This is a genomic window from Nocardioides furvisabuli (genome assembly GCF_021083185.1).
Classification (GTDB): Bacteria; Actinomycetota; Actinomycetes; order Propionibacteriales; family Nocardioidaceae; genus Nocardioides; species Nocardioides furvisabuli.
Genome location: NZ_JAIGQB010000002.1, coordinates 329,239 through 349,572 on the forward strand (window position 1 = coordinate 329,239; position 20,334 = coordinate 349,572).

The window sequence follows — 20,334 nt, forward strand, 5'->3', positions numbered from 1 at the left end:
CGGTGGCTGCCGTGACCGACGCCCAGACAGCAACAGGCACCCACTTCCGTGGCGAGGACTGGTGGGGTGACGACCTCGGGGCCGCCAGGTTCGTCGAGTGCACCTTCACCGACGTCGACCTGTCGGAGGCCTCCACCTCCGGGGCGGTCTTCGAGCGGTGCACCTTCCACGGCGGGCGCTTCAACGCCTCCACCCACACCGCCACCGCGTTCGTGGGCTGCGACTTCCGGCGTACGTCGTTCTTCGACGCCACGCTCGACGGCTGCAAACTGGTCGGCAGCACCTTCTCCGAGTGCACGCTGCGACCGCTCACCGTCGTCGGCGGCTCGTGGCTCGGGGTGACGATCCGCGGCACCAACCTCTCCCGGCTGGACCTCGGCGGGGTCGACCTGCGCGAGGCCGACCTCTCGATGTCGGACCTCACCCTCACCTCGCTGGCGCGGGCGCGGCTGGACCGCGCGCTGCTGCGGCAGTCCGTGCTGGACCGCACCGACCTGCGGGGCGCGAGCCTCGACGGCGTGGACCTCGCGTCCGCGGTGCTGAAACGGGCCCACCTCGACCTCGCGGGCGCGGTGCTGCTGGCCGAGCTCCACGGCGCGGACGTGGACACCTCCGCCTGACCGGTTCAGGCGAGGCGCGCCCGCAGGCCGTCGACGACCAGGTCGAGCCCGAGGTCGAAGTCGGGCAGCGACTCCAGCGAGCGCTCGACCGCGCCGAGGCGCACCGCCTGCCGCGCGGTCTGCTCCTCGAAGGCGTGGCCGAAGACGTAGTGGACGAGCGTCCGCGACGCGACGGCCACGAGCTCGTCGGGAACCTCGGCGTCGGCGAGGACCTCCTCCATCTCCGCGACCGGGGCGGTGGCGCCGAGCCCGAAGGCCCAGACGGTCGCCACGACGTCGGCGCCGTCGGTCACGGCGAGCATCGCGTGGCGCAGCTCGGCGCACACCTCGCGCAGCCGCTCGGGCCACGCCGCCGCCTGCCGCGGTCGGGCCCCGCGAGCAAGGATCTCGTCGGCGACCGCGGCGAGCAGGGCCTGCTTGCTGGCGAAGTGGTGGTAGATCGCGCTCGGCTGCACGCCGAGCTCGGCGCCGAGTCGGCGCATCGTCAGCGCCGAGAGGCCGTGGGTGTCGAGCAGGGTGACGGCGTGGGCGAGCACGTCGCTGCGGTGGTGGGCCACGCACCCTCCCGGTCCTCGGACGACGTTGACGCTGGCTTCGCGACCACTCTAACCTGAACACCGTTCAGGTTGCCCGCAGCGCTCAGCAAGGACCCCGATGACTGCCACCACCCAGCCCGAGACCACCTCCGACACCACCGGCGGGTCCTCGTCGCCGACGCGCGACATCGCCCTGGTCGCCGCGTTCGCCGCGCTCATCAGCGCCAGCGCCTACGTCGGAGCGATCCCGGTCGGCAGCGCCGGCGTGCCGATCACCCTGCAGACCCTGACGGTGATGCTGGCCGGCTGCGTCCTGGGCCCGGTCCGCGGCTTCTCCGCCGTCACCCTCTACCTCGCGCTCGGCGCGGTCGGCCTGCCGGTCTTCGCCGAGCACTCCTCGGGCATCGGCGTCTTCACCGGTCCGAGCGGCGGATACCTGCTGTCGTTCCCGATCGCCGCGGCGCTGGGCGGGTTCCTGGTGGCGTACGTCGCCCGTGAGCGGCGCGTGCGCGCACTGGTCGTCTTCGCGTGCTCCATCGCCGCGAGCATCCTGGTCATCCACCCGCTCGGCATCCTGGGGATGATGCTGCACTTCGACGTCTCGTTCCTCGAGGCTGCCGCGTGGGACATGCCGTTCTGGCTCGGTGACGTGGTGAAGACGTCGCTCGTGGCGATGATCGCCGCCGAGGTGCACCGCGCCTTCCCGCAGCTGCTGCAGCGCGGCTGATCGTCCTTGCCCACGATCGAGCTCGACGAGGCCAGCGTCCGGGTCCCCCTGCCGGGTCGCGGCGAGCGCGAGGTGCTCGCGCCCACGACGCTGACGCTCACCGAGCGTCGGATCGGGGTGATCGGCGCCAACGGCTCGGGCAAGTCGACGCTCGCGCGCCTGCTCAACGGCCTGGTCCGCCCCACGTCGGGCCGAGTGAGCGTCGAGGGCCGTGACGTGGTGCGCGAGGGCGCGGCCGTGCGACGCCTGGTGGGCTTCTGCTTCACCGACCCGGCTGCCCAGCTGGTCATGCCGACGTGCGTGGAGGACATCGAGCTCTCGCTGCGCCGTCGCGTCGCCGACGGGACGACGCGGCGCGCGCGGGCGATGGAGGTCCTCGCCGCCAACGGCCTGGCCGACCACGCGCACGACTCGGTGCACTCGCTCTCGGGCGGCCAGCGCCAGCTGCTCGCCCTGGCCGGCGTGCTCGCGCTCGACCCCACCGTCGTCGTCGCCGACGAGCCGACGACGCTGCTCGACCGTGCCAACACCCGACGGGTCGGCGACACGCTCTTCGGCCTGGACCAGCAGCTCGTGCTCGTCACCCACGACCTGGACCTCGCGGCGCGGTGCGACCGGGTGCTGGTGGTCGACGCGGCGCGAGTGGTCGCCGACGGCTCGCCGTCCGACTCGATCGCGCACTACACCGGCCTGGTCGACCGATGAGCGCCTCGTGACCGACCTGATGGCCGGGCTGCACCAGCCGGGCGACACCGTCCTGCACCGCCTCCCCGTGGGCGCCAAGGTCCTGGGCCTCGCGGGCCTGAGCCTGGCCATCGTCCTGGTGCGCGACGTCCGCGCCGCCCCGGCCTTCCTGGCCGTCACGCTCCTGCTCGCGGCGCTCGCCCGGGTGCCGGCGCGGTCGGTGTGGCGCGCGGCGCGCGGCGTGCTGCTGATCGCAGTGGTCGCCAGCCTCCTGCAGTGGTGGTGGTACGGCGGCGCGAAGGCGGCAGAGACCTTCCTCGACCTGCTCAGCCTGGGCCTGGCCGCGCTGGCGCTGACCGCCACCACCGAGGTCAACCAGATGGTCGACGCCCTCGCCCGGTGGGCGCGACCGCTGAGGGTGCTCGGGATCGACCCCGACCGCGTGGGACTGACCGTCGCGCTGACGATCGGGGCGCTGCCGGGCACGATCGCGATCGCGCGGGAGACCCGTGACGCCGCGCGGGCCCGCGGCCTCGACCGCAACCCCCGGGCGTACCTCTCCCCCTTCGTCATCCGGGTCGTCGCCCGCGCCCACGAGTCGGGCGACGCGCTGCACGCGCGCGGCATCGGCGACGACTGAGGCTCCTGTCCGCGCAGGTCCGGATGGATTTTCACTCGCAGGAGTGGATCTTCATCCGGGGTCGAGCGCGGACGCCGGGATCCCGGCCGGAAGTTCCACTCGTACGCGCGGAAGTCCATCGGCGACGACTGAGGCTCACCATCCCGGCGGGCGCCTGTGCGCCCACGGCGCCGCGGCCTCGACCTGCGCGGAGACCGAGACCAGCAGCTCCTCCTCGGCTGGACGGGCCGCCAGCATGACCCCGACCGGGAGGCCGTCGTCGGTCCAGTGCAGCGGCAGTGAGACCGCCGGCATGCCGGTGACGTTCCACGCACTGGTCCACGGCGTGAAGGCCTTCTGCGCCTCGAAGTCACGCTCGGGATCGGCGTCGTCGCGCAGCGACCCCACCGGCACGGGCGGGCTCGCGAGGGTCGGCGTGAGGACGACGTCGTACGCCGCCAGCGCGGCGAGCGCCCCGGCGGCGTGCTGGCGCAGCCGGCCGATGGCCAGCCCGAACTCCGGGCCGCTGACGGCGTGACCGCGCGCGGAGAGCCAGCGGGTCAGCGGACGCAGCCGGTCCTCCCGTCCGGGCGGTGCGGCGGACAGGGCGGTCAGCACCGCCCAGCAGGTCTCGAAGTCGGCGACCGCGTCGTGCGGGATCGGCGCGGGGACGTCCTCGACGTCGTGGCCGAGGCGCTCGAGCAGGCGGGAGGCGTCCTCCCACGCGGCCACGGACGCGGGGTGCAGCTCGACGTCCGCGATGACGGGAGCCACGAAGCGGGCGACCCGCAGGCGGCCCGGCTCCCGGTCGCAGGCCTCGAGGAACGTGCCGCTCGGCGGTGGCGCCCAGAAGGGGTCACCGACCCGCCGTCCGGACAGCACGTCGAGCAGCGCGGCGGCGTCGCGGACGGTGCGGGCGAGCGTGCCCGGCGTGGCGAGCCCGACCGGGTCGCCGTAGCGCGGCGCGCCGCTGACCCGTCCGCGCGACGGCTTGAGGCCGACCAGTCCGCAGCACGAGGCCGGGATCCGGATCGACCCGCCGCCGTCGGAGCCGGGAGCGACCGGCAGCAGGCCGGCGGCGACCGCGGCGGCGGCCCCGCCCGACGAGCCGCCGGCGGTGCGCGTGGTGTCCCACGGCGTGACCGACGCCGGCGCCACGTCGGGCTCGGTGTAGCAGGGCGACCCGAACTCCGGCGTGCTGGTCTTGCCCAGGCTCGGCAGCCCGGCGGCCTCGACCGTGAGCACCAGGTCGTCGGACGCCTCGGGCACGAAGTCGTCGTACGCCGCCGAGCCGAAGGTGGTGCGCACGCCCGCGGTGGGGTGCAGGTCCTTGATGCCGGTCGGGACGCCCCAGAGCGGACCTGCGTCCCCGGGGCGTCCTGCCGTCATCAGTCGGCGCGCGTGGTCGCGCGCCCGGTCGTGGGTGGTCGTGGTGAACGCACCAACGTGGTCGGCACGGCCGGCGTAGTGCTCCACCAGCTCCAGCGGCGACACGTCACCGCCCCGCACGGCGTCGCCCAGCTCGAGCGCGGTCAGGTCGTGGAGGGGCACTCCACGAACCTACTCGCGGCCGGCCTGGCGCAGCTCGCGCTTCATCGCCGCGATCTCGACCGCCTGGTCGGTGGCGATGTGGCTGGCGAGCTGGAAGACCTCGGACTCCTGGCCGCCCTCGCCGCCGGCGAGCAGCGACTCCACCATCACCACGGCACCCTCGTGGTGGCGGATCATCGCCTGGAGGAAGAGCCGGTCGAAGCGCTTGCCGCTGGCGGCCTCGAGCCGGTCGAGCTGGCGGGGCGAGAGCATCCCGGGCATGCCCGAGTGGTCGCCCGAGTGGTCTCCGTGCATCCCGGCGACGCCCTCCCCGCGGGTGGTGAGCCAGTCCTCCATCTGGTCGATCTCCTGGCCCTGGGAGGCCTCGATGCGCTCGGCGATGGTGGCCAGGTCGTCGCTGCTGGCCCGACCTGCGACGAGCGCGGTCATGGCGAGCGCCTGCTCGTGGTGCGGGATCATCTGCTGCACGAACGTCACGTCGGCCGCCGTGTGGATCGGGTCCTCGAGGCCCTCGACCTCGTCCGGCGCGAGCGTCGTGCCGGCCTCCCCCGGTGCGCCGAGCTGCACGACGGGCGGCGCCCCGTCGGGCTCCGCGGCCGGCTCGTCGGCGGAGCACGCGGCCGCGCCGAGGACGAGGACGGTGACGGCACCGAGGCGCACCAGGAAGGTCATGCGTGGGCTCCGCTCCGTCGCTGGATGCGCCTAAAGTTTCTGGTGGTCGGCGCGGGTGTCTGGCTAGGTTGACCCACATAGTAGGTCGACCGGCGAGCGGGACAACCCGACCCGAGCACCACCGGCGCGACCGCCCGGCGAAAGGTCGCGCTCCATGTCCCACCCCCGTCGCATCCGGAGTCCATGGCGAGTGATGGGAGCGGCGGTCCTCGCCGCGGCCCTCGTGCCCGCGGCGGCGTACGCCGCCGACGACGACCCGCGCATCGGCCTCGCTCCGGGCTACTTCCCGTGGTCCGAGGCGAGCAGCAACATCGAGCTGCTCGACAACACCCCGCGCGTCGCGCCCTTCGACGGCGCCCCGGGCAACTTCGGCTTCGTGAACTCCGACCTCGCCTTCACCGGCGACCACGCGATCATGGGCAGCTTCAACGGCTTCCAGGTCTACGACGTCTCCGACCCGTCCGACCCGACGCTGAGCGGGTCCTACGTGTGCCCCGGCGGGCAGGGTGACGTGTCGGTCTACGGCGACCTGCTCTTCTTCTCGGTCGAGGAGACCAGGGGCCGCATCGACTGCGGCACCCAGGGCGCCCCCGGCAGCGTCAACCCAGAGCGCTTCCGCGGCGTGCGCATCTTCGACATCTCCGACATCACCGCCCCGGTGCAGGTCGCCGCGGTCCAGACCTGCCGCGGCTCGCACACCCACACGCTGGTGAGCGACCCTGACGACGACGCCAACCTCTACGTCTACAACTCCGGCACCGCGGGCGTGCGCCCGGCCGCCGAGCTGGCCGGCTGCGAGTCGGCCAACACCAACACCACCGCCCCGGTGACCACCGGCAACCCGACCCCTTGGCGCATCGACGTCATCAAGGTCCCGCTCGCCTCGCCGCAGGACGCCGCGATCGTGAGCCAGCCCCGGATCTTCACCGACCCGGTGACCGGCGCCTACAACGGCCTCCTGAACACGCTGCCCGGCACCCGCCACCCCTCGGGCAGCAACTACTCGCCGCTGCCGAACACCAACACCTGCCATGACATCACCGCCTATCCCGCGCTTGGGCTCGCGGCCGGTGCGTGCCAGGGCAACGGCATCCTGCTCGACATCTCCGACCCGGTGAACCCGGTCCGTCTCGACGCGGTGGCCGACCCCAACTTCTCCTACTGGCACTCCGCCACGCTCAACAACGACGGCACCAAGGTGATCTTCACCGACGAGTGGGGCGGCGGGACCAGCGCGCGCTGCCGCGAGACCGACCGGCCCGAGTGGGGCGCGGACGCGATCTTCGACGTCGTGGACGGCAAGATGGAGTTCCGCAGCTACTACAAGCTGCCGGTGCCGCAGACCGTGCAGGAGAACTGCGTGGCCCACAACGCCTCGCTCGTGCCGGTGCCGGGTCGCGACATCCTCGTCCAGGCGTGGTACCAGGGCGGACTGTCGATGATCGACTTCTCCGACTCCGCCAACCCGGTCGAGATCGCGTCCTACGACCGTGGTCCGGTCAACACCCCGAGCGCGACCGGTGTGAACCTCGCTGGCTACTGGTCGACCTACTGGTACAACGGCAACGTCTTCGGCAGCGAGATCGCCCGCGGCTTCGACTCCTTCGGCCTGCTGCCGAGCGATGTGATGTCGGAGAACGAGATCGCCGCCGCCAGCGAGGTGCGGGTCGCGGAGTTCAACGCCCAGCACCAGACGCCGCTCACATGGGCGCCCAGCTTCAACGTGGCCGGCTCCTACTACGACCAGGCGGTCCGCTCGGGCGAGCTCGCCGGCGCGACGCTCGCCAAGGTGAGCAAGCACCTCGACAAGGCCGAGACGCTGGCCGACAAGGGCGAGAAGGCGTCGGCGAAGGACCAGCTGGCCAACGCGATCAGGGTGCTCGGCACCTCGGGTGACCAGGGCGAGCTGCGCGAGGCGCTGGTCGCACTGCGCGCCAGCCTCTGACCGGCCCCTGACGAGGAGCGGCGCCACTCCCCACGGTGGCGCCGCTCCTGCCCGGGGACGGCCGCTCCGGGCTCAGCGGTGGTGGCGCCTCAGCCCGAACGTCAGCCCGTCGACGAGCGCGCCCCACGACGCCTCGATGACGTTGGCGCCGACGCCGACGGTCACCCACGACGACTCGCCGTCGGTGGTCTCGATGAGCACCCGCGTGATCGCGTCCGTGCCGTGGCCCTGGTCGAGGATGCGCACCTTGTAGTCGATCAGCTCGAACTTGGCGACCTCGGGGAAGGCCTGCCCGATGGCCTCGCGCAGGGCGGCGTCGAGCGCGTTGACCGGGCCGTTGCCCTCCCCCGTGACGACGAACCTCACGCCCTCGGCGCGCAGCTTCACCGTTGCCTCGGAGATGGCCTCGCCGTCGGTGCGGGTCTCGGTGATCACGCGCCACGACTCGACGTCGAAGTACGACGGACGCGTCCCCTCGACCTCCTCGGCGAGCAGCAGCTCGAAGGACGCGTCGGCGGCCTCGAAGGTGTGGCCGTGCTGCTCCATCTCCTTGACGCGTGCGGTGACGCGGGTGACGAGCTCGCGGTCGTCGGAGAGGTCGTAGCCGAGCTCGCGGCCCTTCAGCTCGATCGATGCGCGACCGGCCATGTCGGAGACGAGCAGGCGCATGTCGTTGCCGACGCCGACGGGGTCCATGTGCTGGTAGAGGTTCGGGTCGACCTTGATCGCGCTGGCGTGCAGCCCCGCCTTGTGCGCGAAGGCCGACGTGCCGACGTACGGCTGGCGCGAGGCGGGCGGGACGTTGGTGACCTCGGCGACGGCGTGGGCGATGCGGGTCGCCTCGCGCAGCAGCCCGGGGGGCAGGACGCTGCGGTCCAGCTTGAGCTCGAGGTTGGCCACGACGGTGACGAGGTCGGCGTTGCCGGTGCGCTCGCCGTAGCCGTTGATGCAGCCCTGCACGTGCGTGGCACCGGCCGCGACCGCGGCCAGCGAGTTGGCGACCGCGCACCCGCTGTCGTTGTGGGCGTGGATGCCCACCCGCGCACCGGTCGACTCGATGACGTCGAGCACCACGTCGGAGACCCAGTCGGGCAGCATCCCGCCGTTGGTGTCGCAGAGCGCGACCACCTCGGCGCCGGCCTCGGCGGCGGTGCGCAGCACCTCGAGGGCGTACGCCCGGTTGCCGCGGTAGCCGTCGAAGAAGTGCTCGGCGTCGAGGAAGACCGTCTGCCCCTCCTCGCGCAGGTGGGTCACGGTGTCGCGCACCATCGCGAGGTTCTCCTCGAGCGTGGTGCGCAGCGCGAGCTCGACGTGGCGGTCGTGCGACTTGGCGACCAGGGTGACGACGCCCGCGCCGCTGTCGCGGAGGGCCGCGACCAGCGGGTCGTCGGCAGCGCGTACGCCGGCACGGCGGGTCGCGCCGAAGGCGGCGAGCCGCGCGTGGCGCAGGTCCAGCTCGGCAGCAGCGCGGCGGAAGAACTCGGTGTCCTTGGGGTTGGCGCCCGGCCAGCCGCCCTCGATGTAGCCCACGCCGAGGTCGTCGAGCTGGCGAGCGATGCCCAGCTTGTCGGCGACCGAGAGGTTGAGGCCCTCCTGCTGGGCGCCGTCGCGCAGGGTGGTGTCGTAGACGTGGAACGCGCCGTGGAGGTCCATCGGTCTTCTCTCGGTCGGGCTGTTGCGTGCTCGGGAAACAAAAAGACCTCCTGGGGTGCAGGAGGTCGGCGCGACGGGGTGTGCCGTCGCGCTAGGGAATGATGGTCGTGCTGGTGCTCACCAGGGAATCGTGCCACCCGGGCGCCCCTGATGAGACGCGCGTCTCGCGATGCGGTCCCGACGGCTGGGCCGGGACCGCACCGCGGAGATCTCAGCCGAGGGCGCGGAACTCTGTCCAGGCCATCTGCATGCGCGCCGCCTGGCCGGGGGTGAACTCGGTCATGCAGGAGTCCTGGGTGTAGTCCATGAAGTTGGTGATCGGGTCGGGCCCGCCGCCCTCGCAGGTGTCGCGGCCCTCCGGGCACCCGAACGCCGGGGACGCCTCCGGTGCGGTGTCGTCGACGAAGTCACCGTCGCCCTCGCACCCACCCTGGAACGTGTGGAACAGCTCGAGCCAGTGGCCGACCTCGTGCGTGGCGGTGTCGCCCTCGCCGTAGATGGTGTAGGCCGAGCTGTCGCCCGTGTCGCCGGGCACGGTCGGCAGGCTGCGGAAGTCGACCACGACACCGTCGCGGTACCGCGGCAGCGGGTTGCCCCCGGTGTGCTCGGCGTCGAAGTCGGACGGGAAGTAGGCCCAGCCCAGGAGCGACTGGCCGAGAGAGGCGGAGTAGATGTTGAGCGTCTCCGACGTGCTGTCGCCGTAGAGCGCCTTCTTCATCGCCACCTCCTTGCCACCGCCGCGGAAGTAGCGCGGCTCCGCACCGTTGGACGAGATCAGGTTGAACCACTGCGGCTCGAAGGTCCGCGTGATCCGCTCCAGCTCGAAGTCGAACCCGTGGGGTGTGTACGCCTCGTCGAGAACACGGATCTGCTCGGCGATGCGGGCCGCCGACAGGTTGCCGCCCTGCTGCCCGCGGTCCTTGGCGATGACGTGGAAGCGGACCGGGACCGTGACCGTCTCGAAGTCCGCCGCTGCCGCAGCGGGATCGCCGCCGGCGTCGGCGGACGCGCTCGCCGCCCTCGACGCCTTGGCGAGCGGGTCCTTGCGGACCGTGTGCAGGTCGTCGCGCGGGATGGCCCCGGCCGGGGCCGCGGCGAGTCCTGCGTAGTCGATGCAGTCGGTGCCCTTGTCCTTCGCGGGCGCCGCCGCCACGGGGGTCGCGAGTGCGACGCCCACGGTCAGTGCGGTGATCGTCACGCCGAGACGACGGGCGTGGAGGGTGGTGCTGCGGAACATCGGGACCCCTTCCAAGGCAGTAGGGGGGAACCTAACCCCGCGACGGGGTCCGGCAGAAGACCCTGCGGGAGACCTCCGGTCAGGCTGCGGGACCCGGGTCGGGCACAGCGGTGCGCAGGGCCGCCTGGACCTCGGCGTGCCGCACCAGGAAGGCCCGCTCGTCGAGCTTCTTGCGGCGCAGCCAGCCGGTGACCTCGTCGTTGCACTTGCTGGCGTTGCAGGACCGACACGCCGGCACGACGTTGGTGAGCGTGTAGCGCCCACCGCGCGAGATCGGGAGCACGCAGTCGCGCTGGAGCGGCCCGTCGGCGCTGCCGCAGTAGGCGCAGCCGCCCCACGCCTCCTGGAGCGCCTCCCACTGCTCGGCGCCCAGGTCGTGGACCACCCTGTCCATGCGCCGCTTGCGACGCCGGGCCGATCGCACCTGCCGGCTGTTGCGCGCCGCCACCGGCTCAGAGCCAGCCGGGGAGGCGTACGTCGCTGAGCGGGGCCGCGTCGTCCGGCGCCCACGACGTCCCCTGCGCCGAGGCAGCGGCACCGAGGCCGGAGGCGCCGGCGGCGACGAGGAGGGTGACCAGCAGCCACGGGACGCCCCGGCGGGCGAGCGGGTCGACGACCCGGTGGACGGGTGAGCGCAGCCGCTCCGAGCCCGGACCCCACCACAGGCCGACGGCGAAGAAGACGCCGATGGTGCCCAGCGAGGTCAGCATCGAGAGGGACGCGGCGAAGCAGAGCAGGGCGATCGCGGCCGCGATGCCCAGGCTCCACAGGAAGAGCAGGAGGGTGCCGCCGACGCCGGCCACCACGTGCCACGGCGCGGCGAGCAGCAGCTGGATCCCGTCGTACCACTTGATCCCGCGGCGGCTGCGACGGTGGCCGACCGAGCTGGCCGCCATCGAGCCGCTGCGCAGCAGCCAGACGCCGGCGAAGAGGACGGCGAGCGCGAGGTAGGGGGCGACGGTGATGCCGCCGGCGACGACCCCGCCGAGGGCCAGCAGGGTGCCGGAGCGGCGCAGCCGCTCGCCGGCCGGCGCGCGCTCGCGCACCGGCGGGCCGTAGTCGGTGACGTACTCGGTGGTGCCGTCGGGCAGCACGCGCGTCTGGCGGTGCGGGACCGTCCCGTCGTCACCCCAGCCGTGGGCCGGAAGGTCGTGGTGGGTGTCGTCGTCCTGCTCGTCCCACTCCTCCGACCAGTGCACCGGCTCGGACGCGGGTGCCTCTGGCTGTCGGGACGCGACGCCCGTGCCGACGAGGGTCGGGGCGGCGGCGTCCTCGTGGGCCAGCACGGCGTAGGGCAGCGTGACGGGGCTGGCGGCGAGGCGCTCGCGTGGCCGGTCGTCCTCGCCGAGGGCCTCGGGGTCGGCCAGGTCCTCGAGCCAGTCGCGGACCTCCTCCAGCGACGGGCGGTCCCGCGCGACCGGGGCCAGCGCCTCCTCGACCAGCGGCAGCACCTGCGGGTCGAGGCCGGACAGGTCGTGCTCGCCGCGGCGCACGCGGTCCATGATCGCCACCGACGGCCCGCGGCCGAACGGCGCGCGGCCGGTGCCGGCGTAGGCCACCGTTGCGGCCCAGGCGTGCACGTCGGAGGCGGCAGAGGCGTCGTCGCCGTAGAGGATCTCCGGAGCGAGGTAGCCCGGCGTGCCGAGCAGCCAGCCGTTCATGGTGATGCGGGAGTCCTCGGCGACGCGGGCCAGCCCGAAGTCGATGAGGATCGGGGTGCGCCCCTCCATGATCACGTTGGACGGCTTGATGTCGCGGTGCAGGACGCCGACGGCGTGGACCGCCTCGACCGCCTCGGCCAAGCAGTCGGCGAACCACAGGAGGTCGTCGCCGGAGAGCGCGCCCTCGTCCTGGACGTGGTCGTGCAGGGAGAGGCCGGGAACGTAGCGGGTGGCGACGTAGGGGATCTCGCCCCACGGGTCGGCGTCGACGATCTCGGCGATGCGGCGGCTGCGGACCCGGGTCAGCGAGCTGACCTCGCGGGCCAGCCGCCGGCGGGCCTCGTCGTCACCGACGACGTGCGGGCGCAGCACCTTGATCGCGACCGGGCGCTCCCCCGGCTTCTGCCCGAGGTGCACCACGCCCATGCCGCCCTCGCCGAGGCGGGCACGCAGCGCGTAGCCGCCCACGGTCAGACCCGGCGGCGGCGCCTTCGGGGACGTCGTCACGCACACGAGGATACGGCCGGAGGACCCCGATGCCCCCCATCCGGCACGCCGCTGGGCCGACCACTGTCGGGACCGCTGTCGGAGGTGCGCGCGAGGATGGGGTGGTGGACGACGTACGACGACGCCTGGGCGAGGAGCGCAGCACGACCCTCGCGCGGCTGGCGAGCCTGACCGCCGACCACGACGCCGTGGTCGCGGCGTCGCTGGACACCAATGCCGACGACGAGCACGACCCCGAGGGCGCCACCATCGCCTTCGAGCGTTCGCAGATCGGATCCCTCGTCCGACAGGTGCGCCGCCACCTCACCGAGGTCGACGCCGCGCTCGCGCGGGTCGACGCGGGGACCTACGGCGGGTGCGAGCGCTGCGGCGTGCCGATCGGCGCGCCCCGGCTCGAGGCGCTCCCGGCCGCGCGGCTCTGCATCCGGTGCGCGGCGGCCGGGTGAGCCGCCCCGCACCCGGCAGGTCGGCCCGGTAGCGTCCGCTGGTGCCCAGCTCCCGGCAGTCCCGCTCCAGGCGGTCCAGCGCCCGCCGATCCGGTGCGCGGCGCGGTGGCACCCGACGGCAGGAGCGGCCGCTGCCGGACGCCGGGCCGGGCGAGCGGCTGTGGGTGCTCGACGTCCCCTACGGGACCCAGGTCGACGGCGCCACCTGGCACCCGGCCGTCCGGACCCACCTCTACGTCGGGCGCGCCCTGCCCGCGCACCTCGAGCCCTACGCCCCGGGGCCGTGGACGCTCGGCCGCTTCGTCGAGAACGCCCTGAACCCCGACCGTCCGGTGCCCGAACCCGAGCCGAGCGACGCGCTCGAGCCCCGCAGGATCCAGTTCGAGGCGGCCGACGCGATCGCCGAGCGCGCCGCCGCGGGCGGGCGGGGCTTCCTGCTCGCCGACGAGCCGGGCGTGGGCAAGACGATCTCCGCGGTCCTGGGGGCGACCGCGGTGGGCGACCTCCGCGGGGCGCGGCGGGTGCTCGTCGTGGCCGACCGGCCTGCGGCGATCACGATCGGCCACTGGTGCCGCACGATCACCGCGCTGGGCAGCGGCGGGCTGGAGTGGGTGGTGACCACGTGGGACCGGCTGGACAAGGTCGTGGACCACATCTGGGACGTGATCATCGCGGACGAGGCCCACGCCCTGCGGCGTACGACGACGAAGCGGTGGAAGCTCTGGTCCCGGATCTCCGGGCACGGGACACCGCACGACCGGGCGCCGTTCGTCATCGCCACCACCGCGACACCCGGTCACACGCCGCTCGAGCTGCCCTACCTCGCCCCGGCGTACGCCCAGGTGCTGGGCGAGCCGGTGAAGGAGTGGACCTCCGCCACCCGGCCGGGCGAGGCGTTCGCCTCCGCGCTCGAACGCCACGGCATCGGGGTGGAGCGCGGGCGCTACGGCGCCACGTGGACCACTGACCCCGAGCGCCGCGCCGCAGACCTCACGCTCGTGCGCGGGTGGCTCGCCGAGGAGCGACCCCCGGCGATGCTGCACCGCGCGGCACCGTGGGGACCGGTGCCGATCTCCGGGATGCCGGTGACGCTCACGCCGTCCGAGCGCACGGCGTACGAGGCGGAGTGGGGCGAGTTCTGCCGCGAGATGGACATCGCCCGACGTGGCCGCAACGTCGCCGGGGGACGGGCCGCGCTGCTGCGGTTCCGGCAGAAGGCCGGGCTGTTGCGGGTCGACTCGACGGTCGCCTGGATCGCCCAGCAGGTCGAGGCGGAGCGCCAGGTGGCGTGCTCGGTCGAGTTCGTGGGGACCGCCGCCGACCCGATCGCCGACCGGCTGCGCGACTCCGGCATCGAGGTCGCCACGATCTACGGCCGCGACCGCTTCGACCCGGAGGCCGAACGGCTCCGCTTCCAGACCGGCGAGGCGAAGGTCTGCGTCTTCACAGCGGTCGCCTCCATGAGCCTGCACGCCGGCGAGACCCTCGACGACGGACGCCGGGCGAGCACGGAGCCGCGGGTCGGCGTCTTCCACCAGGCCCGCTTCTCCGGCATCGCCGGCCGGCAGGTGACCGGCCGCACCCACCGCGACCACCAGGTCTCGCCGTGGCACATCGCCTATGCCGAGGGCACCGTCGAGGAGCAGGTCGGCAAGGTGATGGTGGAGCGGATCGCCGCGGCCTCCGACACCGTGGGCGGCGACACGACCGGCCTCGCCGACGTCGCCCAGCTCCTCGGTGCCGACTGGTTGCCGGCCACGACCCTGACCGAGGACGCCTGACCCGGCCCCCGGCCCCCAGCGCGACGGCGTACGCCCGGGCCATCCAGCGCTGATGGGTGCGCACGTCGCGACACCAGGCCGGAGGTGGATCGGCCGATCGGCCGGGTGGCGTCGGTCAGACCACCCGGTGCATCCAGCCGAACGTGTCCTCGGTGCGGCCGAACTGCATGCCCACCAGCGCCTCGCGGATCCGCATCGTCAGCTCGGTGCTCGCCGGTGCGGGAGTCACGCCCTGCGGCGAGCGGAGCTCACCGACGGGGGTGACGACAGCCGCGGTGCCGCAGGCGAAGACCTCGGTGATCTCGCCCGAGGCGACCCCGTCACGCCACTCGTCGAGGGAGAACTTCCGCTCCTCCACGGCGTGGCCCAGCTTGCCTGCGAGCTCGATGATCGAGGCGCGGGTGATGCCCTCGAGGATCGTGCCGGTCTCGGGGGTGACGACGTGGCCGTCGGCGTGGACGAAGAAGAGGTTCATCCCGCCGAGCTCCTCGATGTAGCGGAACTCCTGGTCGTCGAGGAACACCACCTGGTCGCAGCCCTGCTCGATGGCCTCGCGCTGCGCTGCCAGCGACGCGGCGTAGTTGCCACCGGTCTTGGCCGCGCCCATGCCGCCGCGACCCGCGCGGGTGTAGGTCTCCGAGAGCCAGAGGTTGACCGGCTTGATGCCGCCCTTGAAGTAGGCGCCGGCGGGCGAGGCGATGACCATGAAGGTCACGTGCTGCGCGGGGCGCACCCCGAGGAAGGTCTCGGAGGCGAACATGAAGGGCCGCAGGTAGAGCGACTTCTCGCCCTCGCTGTCGGGCACCCATCGCTGGTCGGCCGCCACGAGCGCGTCGACGCACTCCACGAAGTCGTCGACGGGCAGCTCGGGGAAGGCCAGGCGCTGGGAGGAGCGCACCATCCGCGCGGCGTTCTGCTCGGGACGGAAGGTCCAGATCGATCCGTCGTCGTGGCGGTAGGCCTTCATGCCCTCGAAGGTCTCCTGGGCGTAGTGCAGCACCGCGGTCGCGGGGTCCAGCGTCAGGGGGCCGTAGGGCGTGATGCGCGCGTCGTGCCAGCCCTGCTCCGGCGTCCACACACGCGTGAGCATGTGGTCGGTGAAGTGCTGGCCGAAGCCCGGGTTGGCGAGGATCTCGGCCAGGCGGGCCTCGTCGACGGGCGTGGTGGTCGCGGTGGTGCTGATCTGCATGGGGGCAAACCTACTCAGAGTCGGGCGGTGATGGCGTCCCCGACCTCGCTCGTACGCCGGGTGGTGCCGGGCGCGCGTTTGGAGAGGTCGGCCAGGACGGCGGACTCGATCCGCGCCGCGGCCTCGGGGTGGCCGAGGTGGTCGAGCAGCAGCGCGCCGGAGAGGATGGCGGCGGTCGGGTCGGCCTTCTGCTGCCCGGCGATGTCGGGGGCCGAGCCGTGGACAGGCTCGAACATCGACGGGGCGGTCCGGTCCGGGTTGACGTTGCCTGAGGCAGCCAGGCCGATGCCACCGGTGATGGCGGCGGCGAGGTCGGTGACGATGTCGCCGAAGAGGTTGTCGGTGACGATCACGTCGAAGCGGGCGGGGTCGGTGACCATGAAGATCATCGCCGCGTCGATGTGGATGTAGTCGGTCTCCACGCCGGGGTGCTCCGCGGCGACCGACTGGAAGAGGCGCCACCACAGCGAGCCGGCGTTGGTCAGCACGTTGGTCTTGTGGACCAGGGTCACCTTCTTGCGCGGTCGCTTCTCGGCGCGGGCGAACGCGTCTCGGACCACCCGCTCGACGCCGTACGCGGTGTTGACCGAGACCTCGGTGGCGATCTCGGCCGGGGTGCCGACGCGCAGGGCACCGCCGTTGCCCGTGTAGGGGCCCTCGGTGCCCTCGCGCACGACGACGAAGTCGATCTCGCCACGCCCGAGGACCGAGTCGGCCAGGGGTGAGGCCGAGCCCGGGAAGAGCCGTGACGGACGGAGGTTGACGTAGTGGTCGAGCTCGAAGCGCAGCTTGAGCAGCAGCCCGCGCTCGAGGATGCCGGGCGGCAGGTTCGGGTCGTTGGGCTTGCCGCCCACGGCTCCCAGCAGGATCGCGTCGTGCCCGCGGATCTCCGCGAGCACCGAGTCGGGCAGCACCTCGCCGGTGGCGAGGTAGCGCTCCGCGCCGAGGTCGTAGCGCGTGGACCCGAACGTCACCGGGGAGGCCGCCTCGAGGACCTTGAGGGCCTCGGCGGTCACCTCGGGGCCGATCCCGTCGCCGGGGATGACGGCGAGGGTCTGGCTCCGGGAGCTCTCGGTGTCGGACACGGTCTGCGGGGCGTCTGGCATGCCGCGAACGTTAGTTGTCGTCCGGGCGCATGCCGCCGTTGTCTCGCAGGTCAAGCGCGGTCTGCACGGCGGCCGCGGTGTTCTCGAGGCTGCGGGGGTTCTCGGGGTCGTGGGCCGCCGGGCCCCAGGCGTCGGGATACAGGTCGTACATGGGTCTCACTCCTGAGTGTCGTGAGCCCGAAGCCACCGACACCGCGGCGGGTGAGGGAGCGGGGGTGCCGCGGGGATCGCCCGGACATCCGGCTGCCGGCCGGCAGGAGGGCGGATCACGCGTGACTGGCGGACCCGCCGCAGAGGCGGCGGCTTCGAGCTCGACTGAGTCGAAGAAGGCCGGGCGGCGGAACCTCGTCAACGCCGAACACCGCGACGAGGTGGCCTTCTGTCAGGCCCCGCCGCGGCGAACGATAAGTACGAAGACGCTCCGCATGATGGGACGACTGTACGACCGCCCAGCGGACGCGCGCATCCGCTTTCCGGGAACGTGTCAGATCGTGAGACTCCGGACCGGTCACCGAGACACCCGGCGATCGGTGACAGACTCGGCGACCTCATGTCTGCTCCCCCTGATCTCCCCGACGTCGTCCAGCGCGCCTTCGACGTGTGCCGCCAGGCCGGCTACGTCGCCTTCTGCCGCAACGAGACCGGCCGGCTGCTGGCCACGCTCGCCGCGACGCGCGGCGGCACGATGGCCGAGTTCGGCACCGGCTGCGGCGTCGGCACCGCATGGCTGCGCAGCGGCGTACGCAACGGGGCGCGGATCCTGACCGCCGAGCTCGACGAGTCGTTGGCCGGCGCGGCGGCGAAGATCTTCGACGACGACGGATGCGTCGAGGTGCTCGCGGCCAACTGGAACGTGCTGCGCGACCGCGGGCCCTTCTCGCTGCTCTTCCTCGACTCCGGCTCCCCGTCGGAGGTGGGTGTGGAGTCGGTGATCGACCTCGTCGAGCCCGGCGGCATCGTCGTGCTCGACGACTTCGCTCCGTGCGAGTCGTGGCCGCCGATCACCTACGGCCGCGTCGACACGCTGCGCGAGCAGTGGCTCACCGACGACCGCTTCACCGCGGTCGAGGTGATGGTGGCCGCCGACGCCTCGGCCGTGATCGCGACGCGTCGCTGACCCGTCGATGACCGCACGATGACCGCCCCGTGACCGGACTGGCCGTCGCCGCTCCCAACCCCGCCGCGGCCGACGCCGCCGAGCAGGTCGCCCGGGCCGGGGGCTCCGCCGTGGACGCCGCGATCGCCGCCGCACTGGTCGCCATGGTCAACGAGGTCGGCCTCGTCTCCCTCAGCTCGGGCGGGTTCGTGGCCGTGCAGCCGGCGGCAGGAGCGGCGTACACCGTGGACGGGTGGGTCGACCGTCCCGGGATCGGACGCGCGCCCGACGCGGAGCCGTCACGCACCTGGGACGTGACGACGGCCTACGGCGGCGGGGTGACGATCACCATCGGACCGGGCTCGGTCGCCACGCACGGCTCGCTGGCGGCCTTCGGCGAGGCGCACGCCCGCGACGGACGGCTGCCGTGGCGTGAGCTCGTGGCACCGGCGCTCGACGTGGCGCGCGGCGGCTTCCGGCTAGGTGCGGCGTCGCGCTACTACCTCGACCACGTCCACGAGACCGTCTTCGGCTGGGACCGCGCCAGCCACGAGGCGCTGCACGACGAGGACGGCCGGGTGACCGCGGACCGGGTGGTGGTCGCGGACCTCGCCGGCACCCTCGAGCACGTTTCCGACGCCGGGCCCCGCGCCCTGCACGAGGGGGACCTGGCTGCGCTCCTGGCCGCGGACCTGCAGGCGCGCGGCGGGCTGCTCGGCGCGGCCGACCTGGCGGCGTACGCCCCGGTCGTGCGCGCGCCACTGACGACCCGCGTCGGAGGCTGGCGCCTCGCCACCACCCCTCCCCCGTCGGTGGGCGGAGTCGTGGTCGCCTCGATGCTGCGGCTCCTCGACGGACACCCGCTCGCCGGGTGGGACGACGCCGACGTGGCGCACCTCGTGCGGGTGCAGCGCGCGGTGCTGGGCCACCGGCGCGAGGTGCTCGAGACGGCGTCCGGCCTGGACGCGGCGTCGCGGGCGTGGCTGGACCGAGTCGACGCCGACCACCGCGCGGTGCTGGAGTCGGGGTCGACCGCGCACGTGTCGGTCACCGACGCCGAGGGTGCCGCCTGCTCGATCACCGTGTCGTCGGGCTACGGCGCCGGGATGATCGCCGCCGGCACCGGCATCTGGCTCAACAACTGCCTCGGTGAGCAGGAGCTCAACCCGCCCGGTCGCACGGTGGCGCCCGGGGCGCGGCTGCTGTCGAACATGGCGCCCACCGTCGGTCGGCACGACGACGGCGCCACCCTGGCCATCGGCTCGCCGGGCGCGGACCGCATCACGACGGCCGTGGTGTCGGCCCTGGCGGGCTTCGTCAACGGAGACCTCGACCTCGCGGCCGCCGTCGCGCACCCGCGCGTGCACGTCCACCGGGCCGGCCTGCCCGACGAGGAGGTGCGCGTCGAGCACGAGCCGTCGATGTACTACGGCGGGGTGGGAGCGGCGCTCACCGGCGCCGACGGGCACCTCGAGGCGGTCGCGGACCCGCGGCGCGACGGCGTGTCCCGGCTCATCAGCTCCTGGCACCCACCGTCTCCGAGTCGAGCGGCCGGCAGCTCGACGCCACCATCCGTGTGATGTTTGTTACTCGTTCGGCAGATTTCTTGGACGTCCCGTTCCTAGGGTGTGGCTGCCCCGGCGGGCAGCACCGGCTGCCTGCTCCCGCGTCACGAAGGAATCCCTCGCCATGAAGTCCCCCGGCCAGAAGACGACCCAGGCCCTCGCCGTCGTCGCCACCCCCCTCGCCCTCGTCGCGCTCGGCGCGTCCGTCTACCAGGCGTCGTACGCCGCCTTCACCGGCCAGACCCGCAACTCGGGCAACGAGTGGGCCACCGGCTCGGTGAAGCTCACCGACGACGACAACGGCGCCGCTCGCTTCCGCGTCGCCAACATGCTGCCGGGCGACACCCAGACCAGGTGCATCACCGTCACCGCGGACGCCTCGGTCCCGAGCACCGTCAAGGGCTACGCCATCAACCCCGTCACGTCCACCGCGAAGCTCGAGGACCGCGTGAAGGTCACCATCGAGTCCGGCAACGGAGGCTCGTTCGCCGACTGCACGGGCTTCACCGCCGTGGGTGCGCCCCACGTCAGCGACGCCCCCCTGTCGAGCATCGCGCAGGTCAACACCTTCGAGACCGGGTTCGGCGGCTGGGCGGTGCCCACCGGCGTCTCGTCCAAGACCTACCGGATGACCTGGAAGTTCGACACCACCGGCATGAGCCAGGCCCAGATCGACGCCATGCAGGGGGCCAAGACCGGCATCGACATGCAGTGGGAGATGCAGAGCAACTGACAGGCA

At 73.1% G+C, this 20,334-nt stretch carries 20 protein-coding genes; 10 read left to right on the forward strand and 10 right to left on the reverse strand.

The window, feature by feature from the left end; all coding sequences use genetic code 11:
• Positions 1–11: 11 nt before the first annotated feature.
• Positions 12–620 (forward strand): pentapeptide repeat-containing protein, encoded by a 609-nt coding sequence (locus K4G59_RS04775; RefSeq protein WP_231249682.1) that lies wholly within the window; start codon positions 12–14, stop codon positions 618–620.
• Positions 621–625: 5 nt separating this feature from the next.
• On the opposite strand, the gene K4G59_RS04780 is transcribed toward K4G59_RS04775, so the two are convergent.
• Positions 626–1,177, reverse strand: a complete 552-nt coding sequence (locus K4G59_RS04780; protein ID WP_231249683.1) for a TetR family transcriptional regulator — start codon at positions 1,175–1,177, stop codon at positions 626–628.
• Between the two features lie 97 nt (positions 1,178–1,274).
• On the opposite strand from K4G59_RS04780, the gene K4G59_RS04785 reads away from it, so the two are divergent.
• From K4G59_RS04785 to K4G59_RS04795, 3 genes are read left to right on the forward strand one after another with little or no spacing between them, the layout of a single operon-like run.
• On the forward strand, positions 1,275–1,883 hold the full coding sequence (locus K4G59_RS04785) for a biotin transporter BioY (protein ID WP_231249684.1): 609 nt from the start codon (positions 1,275–1,277) through the stop codon (positions 1,881–1,883).
• A gap of 6 nt (positions 1,884–1,889) precedes the next feature.
• Entirely contained in the window at positions 1,890–2,588 is a 699-nt protein-coding gene (locus K4G59_RS04790; RefSeq protein WP_231249685.1) for an energy-coupling factor ABC transporter ATP-binding protein, read from the forward strand.
• A gap of 7 nt (positions 2,589–2,595) precedes the next feature.
• Positions 2,596–3,207, forward strand: coding sequence for a CbiQ family ECF transporter T component (locus K4G59_RS04795; RefSeq protein WP_231249686.1), 612 nt, complete (start codon positions 2,596–2,598; stop codon positions 3,205–3,207).
• A gap of 135 nt (positions 3,208–3,342) precedes the next feature.
• Here the strand turns inward: K4G59_RS04795 and K4G59_RS04800 are convergent, their stop codons facing one another.
• Complete coding sequence (locus K4G59_RS04800) at positions 3,343–4,737, reverse strand: amidase (protein WP_231249688.1); 1,395 nt, start codon at positions 4,735–4,737, stop codon at positions 3,343–3,345.
• A gap of 9 nt (positions 4,738–4,746) precedes the next feature.
• Positions 4,747–5,409: a DUF305 domain-containing protein gene (locus K4G59_RS04805; RefSeq protein WP_231249689.1), complete on the reverse strand. Its 663-nt coding sequence runs from the start codon at positions 5,407–5,409 to the stop codon at positions 4,747–4,749.
• Positions 5,410–5,563: 154 nt separating this feature from the next.
• Between K4G59_RS04805 and K4G59_RS04810 the strand changes: the two genes are divergently transcribed.
• Positions 5,564–7,354: an LVIVD repeat-containing protein gene (locus K4G59_RS04810; RefSeq protein ID WP_231249691.1), complete on the forward strand. Its 1,791-nt coding sequence runs from the start codon at positions 5,564–5,566 to the stop codon at positions 7,352–7,354.
• Positions 7,355–7,426: 72 nt separating this feature from the next.
• Here K4G59_RS04810 and cimA read toward each other — a convergent pair whose 3' ends face one another.
• The 4 genes from cimA to K4G59_RS04830 all read right to left on the reverse strand — a co-directional run bounded on the left by cimA (position 7,427) and on the right by K4G59_RS04830 (position 12,412).
• Entirely contained in the window at positions 7,427–9,007 is a 1,581-nt protein-coding gene (cimA, locus tag K4G59_RS04815) for a citramalate synthase (RefSeq protein WP_231249692.1), read from the reverse strand.
• Positions 9,008–9,218: 211 nt separating this feature from the next.
• Positions 9,219–10,244 carry a zinc metalloprotease gene (locus tag K4G59_RS04820; RefSeq protein WP_231249694.1) on the reverse strand — a complete coding sequence of 342 codons (1,026 nt, stop codon included), beginning with the start codon at positions 10,242–10,244 and terminating at the stop codon, positions 9,219–9,221.
• 79 nt (positions 10,245–10,323) lie between these two features.
• Positions 10,324–10,638, reverse strand: a complete 315-nt coding sequence (locus tag K4G59_RS04825) for an HNH endonuclease (RefSeq protein ID WP_231249696.1) — start codon at positions 10,636–10,638, stop codon at positions 10,324–10,326.
• A gap of 58 nt (positions 10,639–10,696) precedes the next feature.
• Positions 10,697–12,412 carry a serine/threonine protein kinase gene (locus tag K4G59_RS04830; RefSeq protein WP_231249697.1) on the reverse strand — a complete coding sequence of 572 codons (1,716 nt, stop codon included), beginning with the start codon at positions 12,410–12,412 and terminating at the stop codon, positions 10,697–10,699.
• A 104-nt stretch (positions 12,413–12,516) separates the two neighbouring features.
• Here K4G59_RS04830 and K4G59_RS04835 point away from each other — a divergent pair, with 104 nt between their 5' ends.
• A complete protein-coding gene (locus K4G59_RS04835; RefSeq protein WP_231249699.1) occupies positions 12,517–12,858 on the forward strand; it encodes a TraR/DksA family transcriptional regulator in 342 nt (113 codons plus the stop codon).
• A 41-nt stretch (positions 12,859–12,899) separates the two neighbouring features.
• Complete coding sequence (locus tag K4G59_RS04840) at positions 12,900–14,639, forward strand: DEAD/DEAH box helicase (RefSeq protein ID WP_231249701.1); 1,740 nt, start codon at positions 12,900–12,902, stop codon at positions 14,637–14,639.
• A 115-nt stretch (positions 14,640–14,754) separates the two neighbouring features.
• Here K4G59_RS04840 and K4G59_RS04845 read toward each other — a convergent pair whose 3' ends face one another.
• Genes K4G59_RS04845 through K4G59_RS04855 form a run of 3 tightly spaced genes read right to left on the reverse strand, consistent with a single transcriptional unit; the run spans position 14,755 to position 17,085 of the window.
• Complete coding sequence (locus K4G59_RS04845) at positions 14,755–15,828, reverse strand: branched-chain amino acid aminotransferase (RefSeq protein ID WP_231249702.1); 1,074 nt, start codon at positions 15,826–15,828, stop codon at positions 14,755–14,757.
• Between the two features lie 14 nt (positions 15,829–15,842).
• Positions 15,843–16,934, reverse strand: a complete 1,092-nt coding sequence (locus K4G59_RS04850; protein WP_231249704.1) for a 3-isopropylmalate dehydrogenase — start codon at positions 16,932–16,934, stop codon at positions 15,843–15,845.
• Between the two features lie 10 nt (positions 16,935–16,944).
• Complete coding sequence (locus tag K4G59_RS04855; RefSeq protein ID WP_231249705.1) at positions 16,945–17,085, reverse strand: hypothetical protein; 141 nt, start codon at positions 17,083–17,085, stop codon at positions 16,945–16,947.
• Between the two features lie 399 nt (positions 17,086–17,484).
• Between K4G59_RS04855 and K4G59_RS04860 the strand changes: the two genes are divergently transcribed.
• From K4G59_RS04860 to K4G59_RS04870, 3 genes are all read left to right on the forward strand, one after another.
• Positions 17,485–18,051, forward strand: a complete 567-nt coding sequence (locus K4G59_RS04860; RefSeq protein ID WP_231249707.1) for an O-methyltransferase — start codon at positions 17,485–17,487, stop codon at positions 18,049–18,051.
• Positions 18,052–18,080: 29 nt separating this feature from the next.
• Positions 18,081–19,610 (forward strand): gamma-glutamyltransferase, encoded by a 1,530-nt coding sequence (locus tag K4G59_RS04865; RefSeq protein ID WP_231249708.1) that lies wholly within the window; start codon positions 18,081–18,083, stop codon positions 19,608–19,610.
• Positions 19,611–19,719: 109 nt separating this feature from the next.
• Positions 19,720–20,328: a hypothetical protein gene (locus K4G59_RS04870; RefSeq protein WP_231249710.1), complete on the forward strand. Its 609-nt coding sequence runs from the start codon at positions 19,720–19,722 to the stop codon at positions 20,326–20,328.
• Positions 20,329–20,334 lie beyond the last annotated feature (6 nt).